The sequence below is a fragment of the Candidatus Eisenbacteria bacterium genome, assembly GCA_016930695.1.
Taxonomy (GTDB): domain Bacteria; phylum Orphanbacterota; class Orphanbacteria; order Orphanbacterales; family Orphanbacteraceae; genus JAFGGD01.
Genome location: JAFGGD010000008.1, coordinates 92,817 through 105,932, shown reverse-complemented (window position 1 = coordinate 105,932; position 13,116 = coordinate 92,817). Strand labels below are relative to the sequence as shown.

The window sequence follows — 13,116 nt, the reverse complement described above, 5'->3', positions numbered from 1 at the left end:
TGGACCGCGCTTCTGATCGGATCGGCCCTGTTCCTGTTCTCCGGATGCGGGGAGAATACATACTCTGCGATGTAAAGTATCCGGGCTTCCTGTCCCTAAACGGGATTTCCCGGATCACGTTCGGCTCGAAGAGCAACTACGAACCGTTCCGTATAGGCAGCCTCTGTTTGGAAGCCCCCGATCGCCTCCCGGCCGAGAGAAACGGCCCGCCTCTCCGTAAAAACAATAAAAGCCGACTCCCATTCGAAAGAGAACGGCCCCGGCGGGGAGGCCGGGGCCGCGGGATCGATCTCGCGTCGCCGCGCCCCGCTAGGGAACGCGCGTGGTGACGTTGAAGGTGATGGTGTCCCCCTTGAGCGGGCCGATCACTCCCTTCTTATAGGCGCTCCCGTCCCACCGATAGACGCGGAGCTCTTTCTGATCGTCCGAGGCGACCACCAGATCGTCGCGGCCGTCGCCGTCCAGATCGGAGGCGAAGGTGGCGTGCTCGAAGCCGGAGGTCCCGCGCGCCACGAGGCGGCGGCTCCACTCGTCACCGCCGTCCGGGGCGGGAGGATCGAGCCGCCAGATCCCTTCGCTTTTGGTGGAGGCGATCAGCTCGCGCGCGCCGTCGCCGTCGGTGTCCGCCCAAACGAGGAAACGGCAGAGGTTGCCGGGGAGGCCGGCGATGTCGGTGAAACGGACCGCGCCGCGGGCGAAGCGGTAGAGGCGGATCCGCGTGGAGTCTCCCTGCTCGGCGCCTCCGATCTTCTCCCCTTCCAGCGCCGCGAAGAGAACCGGGCGCTCCTCGCCGTCCGGCGTGACGCAGAGGATCTCCTTCACGTGCCGCGTCGGGAGTTCGGCGACCACGCTCCGCACCCATCCCCCCTTCTCGTAGTCGTAGCGGTCGATCCGCCCCGGCTGTTCCGATCCGTCCAGCTTGTTCGGCAGGCTGGGGGTGGAAAAAACCTCGGCGCGGCCGTCGCCGTCCACGTCCCCCGTTTCGATCTCGTGGACGAAAGTATTCCCCTCTCGGTACAGCTCCTCGGCGACCCACCCGCCGCCCACGCGGCGCATCACGGCGACCACGCCCTGGTCGTGCGTGGCGATCGCGATCTCATCCGCGCCGTCGCCGTCGACGTCGGCGACCTCGAAGTCGCGGAGACGATCGTATTCGCCTCCGAAGGTGGGATTCCAGAGCGACTCCCCGGTCCAACCGTCCGCGCCGCGCCGCCAGATCTTCAGATGCGCGCCGACGGCGCCGATGGTGAGTATTCCCGGTTCCCCCTCGGGCGGCGCATACCACATCGCTTTGTGGAAGACGTTGCTCTCCGGGTCCTCGACCACCTCTTCGTCCCAGCCGTTCGCGCCGCGCGTGAGGATCACCATGCGGGCCGGGCCGGGAACGGCGTGGTTTTTGCCGTCCTTCCCGCGCTCCTGAATGAACTGCGCCTGGGCCAGATAGACGGTCGCGCCGGGAAGGGCCGCCGCCGTGGGCGCGGCCGCCTCGATCTTCTTCCCCTCTCCCTCGCCCCCTCCGCCGCCGCAGCCGGCGAGCATCGCCGCGGAGAACGCGAGCGCCGCCGCCGCGCCCGCCGCGATAAGGATTCGTCGAGTCGCCATGATCCGGGACCTCCCTCCGCCCGACGGCGGATCCTTCCTATACCAAGTAAAATTGCGGACGTTTCGGCGCCGCGCCGGGCCGGTCTTTTCTCCGGCCGGTCAACCACCGCCCATCGGCGTGGCGATTTCCAAACGGTCCCCCGGTTCGACGACGGTGACTTCATAACGATCCCGGGGCACCGGCTCGCCGTTCCTCTCCACCAAGACCCAGCGTGGCCCGATCTCCATCTCGGCGAGAAGGCGGAGAAGAGGGAGAGGCCCGCCGACGGGTCGCCTCTCGCCGTTCACCGTGATCTCAGCCATGGAGCGCCTCCTCCCAATCCTTCCAAACCGGGTCGAGCCCCAGCTCGCGCAACCGGTCCGCCACCTCGGCGGGGGACCGGGAGTCGTCCACCTCGAACTGCCCCTCCGCCTCGTCCGGGTGGAGGTACCCGCCCGGCTCGGTGCGGGAGCCGGCGCTCATCTGCGTGGCGCCGATCCGGGCGAGCCCGTCCCGAAGGCGCGGGCGCTCCCGCGTGGAAACCACCAGGCCGGCGTCCGGAAGAAAAAGACGGAGCGCGGCAAGCATCTGGGTCAGCTCCCGATCACCGACCGGGAAGGGGGGAACGAAATGTCCCGCCGCCTCGCGGATCCGGGGAAAGCTGATGCTGACGTGTGTTTTCCAGTAGCGCCGGGTCAGATAGGAGGCGTGGAGGGCGAGCCGGAACATCTCTTCCCGCCAGGGGGCGAGGCCGAGAAGGGCGCCCAGATTCACCCGGCGGATCCCCGCCTCGGCGGCGCGGGAGAGCGCCTCCAGCCGGTTGTCGTAGTCCGATTTCGGGCCGCGGGGGTGATACTCCCCGTAACGATCCCGGTCGTAGGTTTCCTGATAAAGGGTCACTCCGTCGGCGCCGGCGGCCACGATGCGCCCGTATCCGGCCGAGTCGAGAGGCTCCACCTCGATCGACACCGAGGGGAAACGGCGGCGGGCGCGGCGCACCCCGTCCTCCAGATAATCGAGAGGGATCTTCTTGGGGTGTTCGCCGGTGACGAGCAGCACGTGACGGAATCCGAGGCGGGCGAGAAAGCCGAGCCCCTCGTCGATCTCCCCAGGGGAGAGAGTGGAACGCTTCACGTCCAAATCGGCGCGGAATCCGCAGTAGGTGCAGACGTTCACGCATTCATTGGAGAGATAGAGGGGCGCGTAGAGAAGAATGGTCCGGCCGAAGCGGCGCGCCGTGAGCGCCGCCGAGGCGCGCGCCGTCTCCTCCAGAAGCTCCGCCGCCGCGGGAGAGAGGAGCGCCGCCAAGTCGCGCAGGTCCCGCCGCTCCCGTCGGAGCGCGGCGCGCACCTCCGCGGCGGTCGCCCCCTCGGAACGGGCGAGGAGATCGCGTAGGGGAAGGGCGCGGAGCGCCCCGGCGAGCTCGGTCATGACTCTCCTAGAAAACCGGTGAGGGGCGAGGAGGCTTCGGCGTCGCGTCGCTCCGGCGGCGCGCCGGCGCGGAAGGCGATCCGCCCCGCCTCGACGCCGAGCCGGAAGGCGGCGGCCATGGCGACCGGGTCCTCGGCGGTGGCGATGGCGGTGTTCACGAGCACCGCGTCGGCGCCCATCTCCAGACACTCGGCGGCGTGAGAGGGAGCGCCCAGGCCGGCGTCCACCACCACCGGGACGGTGGATTCCGCGATGATGATCTCGATCGATTCCCGGGTCCTCAACCCCCGGTTGGTGCCGATGGCCGAGCCGAGGGGCATCACCGTCGCCGTCCCCGCCTCGATCAGCCGCCGCGCCAGCACCGGGTCGGCGTGGATGTAGGGGAGAACGGTGAAGCCCTCCTTCACCAGGATCTCCGCCGCCCGCAGGGTTTCTATGGGGTCCGGCAGGAGGTGCATCGGGTGGGGAGTGACCTCCAGCTTGATCCAATCCGAGATCCCCCCCGCCCGCGCGAGACGGGCGAGACGGACCGCCTCCTCCGCGTCCCGGGCACCGGATGTGTTCGGGAGGATCAGCGCGCGGTCGGGATCGAGATGGTCGAGCAGGTTTCCCGCCGGCGCCCCCTTCTCCACCCGCCGGAGGGCGACCGTGACGATCTCGGAGCCGCTCGCCTCGACGGCGCGGGCCATGATTTCGAGGGACGGGAACTTGCCGGTCCCGAGCAGAAGCCGGGAACCGAAGCTCCTTCCGGCGATGACCAGAGGATCCTTCGTATGGGACAAGACGGGTTTCCCCCTTTGTGCGTGCAGCCTCCCCCGACTAGGAGTATAGGAAGCGGCCGGAGAGCGTGTCAAACCGGGGCTGATTCCGGCACGGCCGGATCAGGCCGGAGGGGGCGGTTCCAGCGCGGCGAGACGGCTCTTTCCCCCCGCGGCGACGAGGAGGAGTTTCTCCCCGCGGCGTAGCTTCTTGATCTCCGCCTCCCGCCGGAGCGCGGCCCGCCGGCCCAGCCCCCCCTCGCGCCAGAGGAGCCGCACCGGCAGTCGCCCCCGGGTGTAGCGCGCCCCCTTCCCCCGGTTGTGGGCGATCACCCGGGCGCGAACCGAACGCGCGATACCCGTATACAGAGTCCCGTCCGCGCACTCCACGATGTACACGGACCAGGAACGGTCCTCCTTCTCCTCTCTCTTCTCGTTCATATTTTTCATTCTACGCCGCCGCCCGTCGTTGGCAACCGAATGCGACATCCTTATGATAGAGAGCGATTCCGCGCCGGAGTGGCGCGGGGGGAATCGGGGGCATTGATGGATCGAAAGAGACGTGCCGGCGCGGAGCACCCTTTCCGCTTCCTCTTCATCGGAAGCCGGGAGACGAGCGGCGAAGGGCGCTTCGCGGCGGCGCTGGAAGGGGCGCTCCGTGGAGGCGCCGACGCCTTTCTTCTCCGCGAGAAAAGGATGGCCGGCGGCCCGCTCCTCAGGCTCGCCCTCGCCTCCGCCCCGGCGGTCCGCGCGGCCGGCGCCCTCTTTCTCCTCTCCGACAGGATCGACGTGGCGATCGCCGCGGGAGCGGACGGGGTGCAGCTCCCGGAGAACGGATTCACGCCGGGGGAAGCACGCTCCCTCGTCGGCCCGGACCGTCTGATCGGGCGAAGCGTTCACGACGAGGCGGGCGCGCGGGAGGCGGAGAGGGCGGGCGCCGATTTCCTCCTCGTCGGCCCCGTCTTCCCCACGCCGGGAAAGGAACGCTTCGCCCTCGGGCCGGAACGCGCGGCCGCGATCCGCCGCGCCGTCCGGATCCCCGCGGCGGCGGTCGGGGGGATCGATCCGCAATGCGCGGGCCGAGTCCGCGCCGCCGGATTCGAAGCGATCGCGGTGATCCGCGCCGTCGCCTCGGCGGCCGACCCCGAGCGCGCCGCCGCGGAGACGCTGCGCGCCTTCGTCGAGGGACGGGCTTGAGCGCCCGGCGCCGCTCCTCCGTCGCCTCGCGGAGCGAGGAACGCCGCTCCCGGCGGAGGGTCGCGCGGATCGCACTCGTCTTCGCCCTCGCGGCGATTCTCTTCTCGCCCGTCGCCTACCTCACCCTCCCCCTCTACGACGTGGACTCCTTGCGGGACCGAAATCCGGAGACGACCGCGCTCATGCGGCTCCGCGCCGAAGAGGCCCTCGATGAGGGCCATCCCTTCCGCCAGGAACGGCACTGGGTTCCCCTGGACCGGATCAGCGTCCATCTCCGGAACGCGGTGATCGTCAACGAAGACGCCACCTTCTACGAACACTCCGGCTTCGACGCGCACGAGATCCGCGAATCGATCCGCAAGAACTGGAAGGAGCGGCGCTTCGCGCGCGGGGCGAGCACCATCTCCCAACAGCTCGTGAAGAACCTCTACCTCGGCACCGAAAAGAGTCTCCGGCGAAAGACGGTGGAAGCCTTCACCACGTGGCGGCTGGAACGCGCCCTGGAAAAGGACCGCATCCTCGAGATCTACCTGAACGTGATCGAGTGGGGGGACGGCGTCTTCGGCGCCGAGGCGGCGGCGCGCCGGTACTTCGACGTGAGCGCCGCCGGGTTGAATCCACGGCAGGCGGCGCTCCTCGCTTCCGCCATCCCCTCGCCGCGCAGGCTCGACCCGGCCCGGCCCGGTCCCTACCTCCGCAAGCAGGCGACGATCACCCTGGAGAGGATGCGCGCCCGCGGGATGATCAACGAGGAAACCTACGCGCGCTGGGCCGGCGCGAACGATTGAAATCGCGACTTTCGAGAATAAAACAAAAAAACGGAGAGGGCCGGAACGGGTCAGATGCCGAGGTGGATCCTCTTGGCGAGCATCTCCGGCAACCCCGCGTCGAGAATCTTGCGCGAGGCGGTCTCCCGGTCGTAATCGCCGCGGACGATCCTCAGCTCCAGCGTGGCGTTGTCGTAGATCCCGAAGGAGAAACGGGGATCCCGGTCGCGCGGTTGCCCCACCGATCCGACGTTGATGATGAAGCGCCCTCCCTCGGGGAGGGTGACGGCGCCGTCGACGATCTCGACCGGTCCCCCGTCCCCCTCGCGGAAAACGGCCGGCACGTGGGAATGGCCGAGAAAGCAAACAGGCTCCTCGAAGGCGTGGAACGCCTCTTCCGCCAGCTCCTGATCGACCACGTAGATCCAGCTCGCCGCCTGGAAGGGAGAGGCGTGCACGGCCAGGAACTCCTCGCCGTGAAACTTGAGGGGTAAAGCACGGAGCCACTCGGCGTTTTCATCGCTCAGGTGGCGGCGGGTCCAATGCACGGCGGCCCGGGCGTGGGCGTTGAACCGCTCGATGGATGTGGTCCCGATCACCGCGGCGTCGTGGTTGCCAAGCACGGCGTGATTCGCGCGCTCCCGTATCCGATTCACGCACCCGTCCGGATCCGCGCCGTAGCCGACGATGTCGCCGAGGCAGACCACCTGATCGACCTTCTCGCGGCCGATCGCCTCGAAGGCCGCTTCAAGCGCCTCCAGGTTGCCGTGTATGTCACTCAAAAAAGCGATGCGCATCCGACCACCCATTCTCCAACGATTGATGTCTTCAGGCTAACCGATGCCCGGCGCCGGATCAATCTCCTTTTCCCCTTCCTCCAGCGGATCAAGACCCGTGCGGGTGAGCGTCCATCGGAGCACCCTGTCGCGATCCCCTTCCGCCCACCAGAGGAGGAGCTCCGCCGTCGGCAAGCCCGATGCGACGGCGAAGAGGAGCGCCCGCTCGTCGCGGTCCAACCGCGCTTCGAGCACGCCCGGCCGGAGGTCCACCACGCGCGTCTTCCCCTTCGTCGTGCGTTCCACCGGGACCTCGGAACGCGACAGAAAATCGGCGACGCGGCGCTCCAGGCGATCGAGGTCTTCGCCGTCGGGCGGGCGCGCCTCGTACTCCATCCGGTAGGCGATGGAATCGAGGGCGCGGCTCCGTAGGGGCGCCTCGCGTCCGTGAAAGAAGCGGAGGCCGTGCGGCAACTGGGCGTTCAGGAGACGCTCCGCATCGGCCGGGACGAACGGCTCGTGGAGGAACACGTCCATCAATTCGGCGCGGCCGCCCACGCCCACCGGCAGGGCGGGGCCGAAGGCGATTCGCGCGTGGGGATGGAAACCGAGGGAGTAGGCGATGGGGAGGTCGGTTCTCCGAAGGGCGAGCCGTATCGCGCGCCCCGTTTCGAGGTGAGAGAGAAAGCGCCATTCGGCCAGCTTGGTGAAACGGAAGCGAAGGCGATGCTTCGCCTCGCGCGTTTCCGGAGACGCGCCCTCGTCCGGCGGCGGCGGCGCGGCGGCGGGACTCTCCGGCCTCCGCCGGATCACGCGGAGTTCGTCGCCGCAGAGAGAGCAGTTCCGGCACCCCTCGTCGCAAACCGGCGTGGTCTTCCCCTCCAGCGAGCGCCGCCTTTCGCGCAGGAGGAACTCCCGGCCCGGTCCCGCGTCGATCCGGTCCCAGGGGAGCGGTTCCGCCTCGTCCCTCTCCCTCAGGTAGTCGTCGGCGTCGACACCACAGGCGAGGAACGCGCCTTCCCAAGCCCGGGGGTCGAAGCACTCGCTCCACTCGTCGAACCGTACTCCCTCTCGAAACAGCCGCTCGATCACCGGCGCGAGACGGCGGTCCCCGCGCGCCAGAATGCCCTCGACGCGGGTCTGCGGCGCGTCGTGGAAGCGGACCGTCAGGTTGCGGTTCCGAGGGAGGGCGCGGCGGATGCGCTCCTGTTTGCGCGCCGTCTCCTCGGGACGGTCCTGCCGCTCCCATTGGAACGGCGTGTGGGGCTTGGGGACGAGCGTGGAGACGCTCACGTTCAGCCGGAAGCGCCGTCCCGCCCCCTCGCGGCCCACATTCCAAACTTCATGAATTAAGGATACGATCCCGTCCAGGTCCTCCTCGGTCTCGGTGGGGAGGCCGATCAGGAAATAGAGCTTGAGCAGGTCCCAGCCGCCGCGCACGGCGAGACGCGCCGCCTCCACCACGTCCCCCCGCTCGATCCCCTTGTTGATCAGGCGGAGCATTCTCTCCGTTCCCGCCTCGGGGGCGAGCGTGAAACCGGTCTTGCCGAGCCGCGCAGCCTCGGCGATCAGTTCGCCCGTGAGCGTCGCGACGCGAAGCGAGGGGAGCTGGATCCCCGTGTGACAACCGGCGAGCCGCCGATCCAGATCGCGCACCAGTTCGACGATCTCCCCGTGATCGCCCGTGGAGAGAGAGGCGAGACTGATGTCCTCGTGTCCCGTCGCGCGCAGCGCGCGGAGCGCCCACTCGGCGATCGACGCCGCCGGCCTCTCCCTGAGGGGACGGTAGATCATCCCGGCCTGGCAGAAACGGCAACCGACGCCGCATCCCCGGGCGATTTCGGCGTAGACGCGGTCGTGCACCGGTTGGAGCGCCGGAACCGCCGGCCGCTCCGGCGGCGGGTGCTCTTCCAGGTCCGCGACGACGGCGCGGCGCACCGTCCGTCCCTCCACCGCCTCGACGCGCCCGCGCGAATCGAAGCGGACCGGGTGCCGCTCCGGGGCGTAGACCCCCTCGATTCGATCGAGCCGGTCGATCAGTTCCCCCTTCGTTCCCCCTCCGGCGCGCTTCCACTCCCGCACCGCCTCGGAGATTCGCGGCGCCGCCTCCTCGCCGTCGCCGAGAACGAAAAGATCGAAGAAAGGGGCGAGGGGCTCCGGATTCATCGCGCAGGGCCCTCCCCCGACGACGAGGGGGAGCGGATCGGTCCGATCGGCGGCGCGGATCGGCAACCCCGCGAGATCGATCGCGGCGACGGCGGTGACGTAGGAGAGTTCGAACTGAAGGGTAATCCCGAGCAGATCCCCCTCACGAACGGGTCGGTAGGAGGGGAGGGTGAAGAGGGGCACACCGGCGGCGCGCATCGCCCTCTCCATGTCCGGCCAGGGGGAGAAGGCGCGCTCCGCGGCGCACCACTCCGGTCCGTTCAGGGCGCTGTGAAGCAGCTCCGTTCCGTAGTGGGACCAGCCGGACTCGGCGACGTCCGGGAAGAGAAGCGTCCAGAACACCTCCGCTTTTCCCGGGTCCCGGAAGGCGCCGCCGAGGAGGGGCGGGAGATAGCGACTCGGCCGGGAGACCCCGGAGAGGAGCCGGAACACTTCGTGTTTCAATGTTCTCATTCCCCTGTTCCCTTCGCGCCGACGGCGCGCGTCCACTCCCGAAGGCGCCTCTCCGCGGCGGGGTCCCGCTCCGCCCCTTCCCAGGGGAAGCCCGCGCCCGCCGGCCGGTCGGTGAAGAGGGTCTCCTCCAAGTCGATCCCCGCCTCGGCGGCGGCGCGCCGCCAGGGAAGCCCTTCGGCGAGGCGCTCCAGGAAAAGCCCCGCCTCCTCACCCGTCCGGGCGAGCAAGCCTTCCATATAGACTTCCTTCGGCGCAGGCGCCTTGACCGGGAAACCGGCGAGCCGGGAGCGGAGCCGGGCGAGAATCGCCCGCATCGACTCGGGCCGCGTCATGGCGCTCCACTGGAAAGGGGTGCGCGGCTTGGGGACGAAAGGATGAAGCGAGACCGCGATCTCCCCGCCGCCGGCGGCTCGGAAACGGCTCGCGATGATCCGAACCAGGGGAGCGATCGCCTCGCGGTCCTCCTCGGTCTCGGTCGGCAACCCGACCATGAAATAGAGACGGAGGGAACGAAACCCGGCGCGGGCCGCGCGATCGACGCCGGCGAGGATCTCCTCCTCCGAGGGGGGGCGGCCGATGACGCGCCGGAGACGGTCCGTCGCCGCCTCCGGCGCGACGGTCAGGGTGCGGAGCCCGCTCTCCCGAAGCCGGCGGAGCGCCCCCTCGCCTGTTCTCTCCACACGCAGCGACGAGACGGTGACCAGGAAGCCCCGGTCCGCCAATGCATCGATCATCCGATCCGCGCCGGGGTGGTCGAAAAAAGCGGCGCTCACCAAACCGATCCGGCGGAGCGGCGCCCTCCCCCGTTTCCGATCCTCGGCGGCGTAGCGATCGGCGAGGGCGACGACACGCTCCGCGGGCACGGTGCGGTACTCCGGCGAGAGGGCGCGCATGGAACAGTAACGGCAGCCCCGCGGACAACCGCGGCTGATCTCCACGAGAAGGGTGTCGCGAAACTCGGCGCGAGGAGTCAGGATCGACGTCGCCGGCGGGTCCTCGGTGAAGCGGCCGTAGGCGCGGCGCGGCGCGCCCCCGCCACCGGGAAGGATCGCCGGCGCGTAAACGCCGGGGACGCGCGCCGCCCTCTCCAGATGGTCCCGGCGCGGCGCGGCGCGGTCCTCCCGCAGAAGATCGAGGTACTCCGGAAAAAGCTCCTCTCCCTCGCCGAGAAAAAAAAGATCGACGAAGGGACGGAGGGGCTCCGGGTTGAGGAAGGTGATCGCGCCCCCCACGGCGACGAGCGGGGCGCGCTCGTCCCTCTCCTCCCGGCGGAGGGGGAGACCCGCGGCGCGAAGCGTGCGAAGAAGATGAACGTAGTCGTTCTCGAAGCTGACCGAGAAGGCGAGAAGGTGGGCGTCCGCGGCGGGGCGGTCGCCGTCCAGCGTGCGAAGCGGCGCGCCCTCTCCTTCGGGCGCGAAGAGACGATCCGCCTCGACCAGTTCCGACGCCCGCGCACGGGCGAGGATCGACTGGTACCCCAGGTTCGACATCCCCACGCCGTAACGATTCGGATAGGCGAAGACGACCCGCAGATCGCCGCTCCGGTATTCCGCGCCGCCGTAGATCCTTTCGTCATTCAGGATCGCCCGCCGGTCCGCGTCTCCCCTCCCGCGCCGCTCCTTCGCCATGATCCCCCCGTTTTGCGCGGCCCGCGCCCTCCGCCGGCCGCCTCCTGATTCTAAGTCGAGACCGCCGGGGATGCAATGAAGGGGGGCGCGGAATCGCCTGAAAATCCTTCGGTTGCGCCCTTCTCCACGGTTGCGTCCGCGCGCCGGCTGGCCTAGTCTGTAAGCGGGGCGCGGTGTCGGCTCCGAACACCGCCCAACCGCGGAGGGAGAAAAATGCGGAACGGCCCGATCGACGTGGTGCTGGCGGTCACCTACCGCTGCAACGCCCGCTGCATCATGTGCAGCATCTGGAAGCACCCATCCACCGACGACCTCCGCCCGGAGGAGTACCGTTTTCTCCCGGATTCACTTCGTTACGTGAACCTCTCCGGCGGCGAGCCCTTCCTGCGCGACGACCTCCCGGAGATCGTTCGCGTCGTGAAGGAGAGGGTGCCGCGCGCCAAAACGATCATCTCCACCAACGGGTTCCTCACCGGCCGGATCGCGGAGAGGATGCCGGAGATCCTGAAGGCCGACCCGTCCATCGGCGTGGGGATTTCCATCGACGGGATGGGCGCGACCCACGATCGGGTGCGCGGCATCCCGGGCGGTTTCGACAAGTGCATGAATACGTTGGAAACGCTGAAGTCCCTCGGCATGACCAACCTCCGCCTCGCCTTCACGGTGGTGCGGGAGAACGTGGAGGAGCTGGGCGCGGTGTACGCCCTGACGAAGAAGCTGGGGATCCAGTTCACGCTCGCGGTGGCGCAGGACTCGCCCCACTACTTCCGCGCCGACGAGGACCACAGCGTCCACGCCGACAAGCTGCGGGAGCACCTCGGCCCCCTCGCGGAGGACCTGCTCCGATCGGCCGGCCCCAAGAACTGGCTTCGCGCCTTCTTCGCGCACGGCCTCTTCCGCTACGCCGCCGGCGCCGGCCGCCCATTCGTCTGCAACGCCGGATCGGACTTCTTCTTCGTCGGACCCAACGGGAACATTTATCCCTGTAATATTCTGGACGACGTGATGGGGAACGTGCGCGAGTCCTCCTTCGACGAGATCTGGAACTCCGAAAGGGCCGAGACGATCCGGCGAAAGGTGCGCGCCTGCGACCTCCGCTGCTGGATGATCTGCACCGCCCGGGCGGATATGAAGCGGAACGCGCCCCGCGTGCTCTCCTGGATCGCCCGGAACAAGGCGGCCGCCCACGCCGGGCGCTTCCACCTCCGGCTGCCGGAAGGGGAGAAAGGATGATCTTCGAGCAGCTGCGCGTCGGCGGCGACCGGAACTTCGCCTATCTCGTCGGCGACCGGAAAGGGGGGCGCGCGATCGCGGTCGATCCTTCCTTCGATCCGGAGATGGTGCTCGGGCGCGCCGCCGCGCACGATCTGACGGTGGAAGCGATCGCCTGCACCCACTCCCACTACGACCACACCAACGGGAACGACGCGGTCCGCGCCGCCACGGGGGCGGAGGTGTGGCTCTTCGGTACGGGCGCCGGGCCGGGCGAGAGGGGACTCGTGGACGGGGAGACGATCCTCGTCGGCGAACTCCGGATCCGCGTGATCCACACGCCGGGACACACGCCGGACGCGGTCTGCTACCTCGTCGGCGGGAAGCTCCTCACCGGCGACACCCTCTTCGTCGGCAAGGTCGGGGGGACCGGCTTCGGCGAGGACGCCCGCGAGCAGTACGACGGTTTACACGAGAAGCTGCTGGTCCTCCCCGACGAGACCGAGGTGTGGCCGGGGCACGACTACGGCGTCCGCCCCTCCTCCACCATCGGCGAGGAACGGCGGAGCAATCCCTTCCTCCTCCAGACGGACTTCGAGTCCTTTCTTCACCTCAAAAAGAATTGGGCGGAGTACAAGAGGGATCACGGGATCGCCTGACGGCGCTATCCGGAAAACCGGTATCGCCGGGCGCGATCGGTCCGTGAAACGTTCCTGCGCCTCGGCCGCCCCCTTGGCGCCGCAGCCCCTTGGCGCTACAATCCCCATCGAGGAGGGCGCGCGATGCCGACCGAACCGACCCGCGAACTGGAGACATTCGAGAACCCGAACCCGGAGAGGGATTACCGGATTCATTTCGACTGCCCCGAATTCACCTGCCTCTGCCCGATGACGGGGCAGCCGGACTTCGCCCACGTCGAGATCGACTACACGCCGGACCGTCTCTGCGTGGAGCTGAAATCGCTGAAGCTCTACCTGTGGTCCTTCCGGAACGAGGGGGCGTTCCACGAGGCGGTGACCAACCGGATTCTGGACGACCTGGTCGCGGCGATCCGGCCCCGCTGGATGCGCGTGGAGGGACACTTCTTCGTGCGGGGGGGAATCTCCACCGACGTGACCGCCGAACACGGCGAGGAACCGTAGGAGA

13 protein-coding genes are annotated in these 13,116 nt (G+C 68.9%); 5 read left to right on the top strand and 8 right to left on the bottom strand.

Annotation, left to right across the window (positions count from 1 at the left end):
• Positions 1 to 309: 309 nt before the first annotated feature.
• The 5 genes from JW958_01250 to JW958_01230 form a co-directional block, all read right to left on the bottom strand.
• Positions 310 to 1,602: a VCBS repeat-containing protein gene (locus tag JW958_01250; GenBank protein MBN1824859.1), complete on the bottom strand. Its 1,293-nt coding sequence runs from the start codon at positions 1,600 to 1,602 to the stop codon at positions 310 to 312.
• 99 nt (positions 1,603 to 1,701) lie between these two features.
• Entirely contained in the window at positions 1,702 to 1,905 is a 204-nt protein-coding gene (thiS, locus tag JW958_01245; protein MBN1824858.1) for a sulfur carrier protein ThiS, read from the bottom strand.
• Complete coding sequence (gene thiH, locus JW958_01240) at positions 1,898 to 3,013, bottom strand: 2-iminoacetate synthase ThiH (protein MBN1824857.1); 1,116 nt, start codon at positions 3,011 to 3,013, stop codon at positions 1,898 to 1,900. The genes thiS and thiH overlap by 8 nt, the downstream gene beginning before the upstream one ends.
• Entirely contained in the window at positions 3,010 to 3,795 is a 786-nt protein-coding gene (locus tag JW958_01235) for a thiazole synthase (GenBank protein MBN1824856.1), read from the bottom strand. Before JW958_01235 ends, thiH begins: the two co-directional genes overlap by 4 nt.
• 99 nt (positions 3,796 to 3,894) lie before the next feature.
• A complete protein-coding gene (locus tag JW958_01230; GenBank protein ID MBN1824855.1) occupies positions 3,895 to 4,212 on the bottom strand; it encodes a GIY-YIG nuclease family protein in 318 nt (105 codons plus the stop codon).
• A gap of 105 nt (positions 4,213 to 4,317) precedes the next feature.
• Here JW958_01230 and JW958_01225 point away from each other — a divergent pair, with 105 nt between their 5' ends.
• Positions 4,318 to 4,968: a thiamine phosphate synthase gene (locus JW958_01225; GenBank protein ID MBN1824854.1), complete on the top strand. Its 651-nt coding sequence runs from the start codon at positions 4,318 to 4,320 to the stop codon at positions 4,966 to 4,968.
• On the top strand, positions 4,965 to 5,756 hold the full coding sequence (mtgA, locus tag JW958_01220; GenBank protein MBN1824853.1) for a monofunctional biosynthetic peptidoglycan transglycosylase: 792 nt from the start codon (positions 4,965 to 4,967) through the stop codon (positions 5,754 to 5,756). Before JW958_01225 ends, mtgA begins: the two co-directional genes overlap by 4 nt.
• A gap of 50 nt (positions 5,757 to 5,806) precedes the next feature.
• Here mtgA and JW958_01215 read toward each other — a convergent pair whose 3' ends face one another.
• The 3 genes from JW958_01215 to JW958_01205 are packed head-to-tail and all read right to left on the bottom strand — an operon-like array spanning position 5,807 to position 10,758.
• Positions 5,807 to 6,532: a metallophosphoesterase family protein gene (locus tag JW958_01215; GenBank protein MBN1824852.1), complete on the bottom strand. Its 726-nt coding sequence runs from the start codon at positions 6,530 to 6,532 to the stop codon at positions 5,807 to 5,809.
• A gap of 36 nt (positions 6,533 to 6,568) precedes the next feature.
• Positions 6,569 to 9,130 carry a TIGR03960 family B12-binding radical SAM protein gene (locus JW958_01210; protein ID MBN1824851.1) on the bottom strand — a complete coding sequence of 854 codons (2,562 nt, stop codon included), beginning with the start codon at positions 9,128 to 9,130 and terminating at the stop codon, positions 6,569 to 6,571.
• Positions 9,127 to 10,758 carry a radical SAM protein gene (locus JW958_01205; GenBank protein ID MBN1824850.1) on the bottom strand — a complete coding sequence of 544 codons (1,632 nt, stop codon included), beginning with the start codon at positions 10,756 to 10,758 and terminating at the stop codon, positions 9,127 to 9,129. Before JW958_01205 ends, JW958_01210 begins: the two co-directional genes overlap by 4 nt.
• Before the next feature lie 213 nt (positions 10,759 to 10,971).
• Here JW958_01205 and JW958_01200 point away from each other — a divergent pair, with 213 nt between their 5' ends.
• The 3 genes from JW958_01200 to queF all read left to right on the top strand — a co-directional run bounded on the left by JW958_01200 (position 10,972) and on the right by queF (position 13,112).
• Positions 10,972 to 11,991 carry a radical SAM protein gene (locus JW958_01200; protein ID MBN1824849.1) on the top strand — a complete coding sequence of 340 codons (1,020 nt, stop codon included), beginning with the start codon at positions 10,972 to 10,974 and terminating at the stop codon, positions 11,989 to 11,991.
• Positions 11,988 to 12,629: an MBL fold metallo-hydrolase gene (locus JW958_01195; GenBank protein MBN1824848.1), complete on the top strand. Its 642-nt coding sequence runs from the start codon at positions 11,988 to 11,990 to the stop codon at positions 12,627 to 12,629. The genes JW958_01200 and JW958_01195 overlap by 4 nt, the downstream gene beginning before the upstream one ends.
• A 123-nt stretch (positions 12,630 to 12,752) precedes the next feature.
• Complete coding sequence (gene queF / locus JW958_01190) at positions 12,753 to 13,112, top strand: NADPH-dependent 7-cyano-7-deazaguanine reductase QueF (GenBank protein MBN1824847.1); 360 nt, start codon at positions 12,753 to 12,755, stop codon at positions 13,110 to 13,112.
• Positions 13,113 to 13,116: the final 4 nt, after the last annotated feature.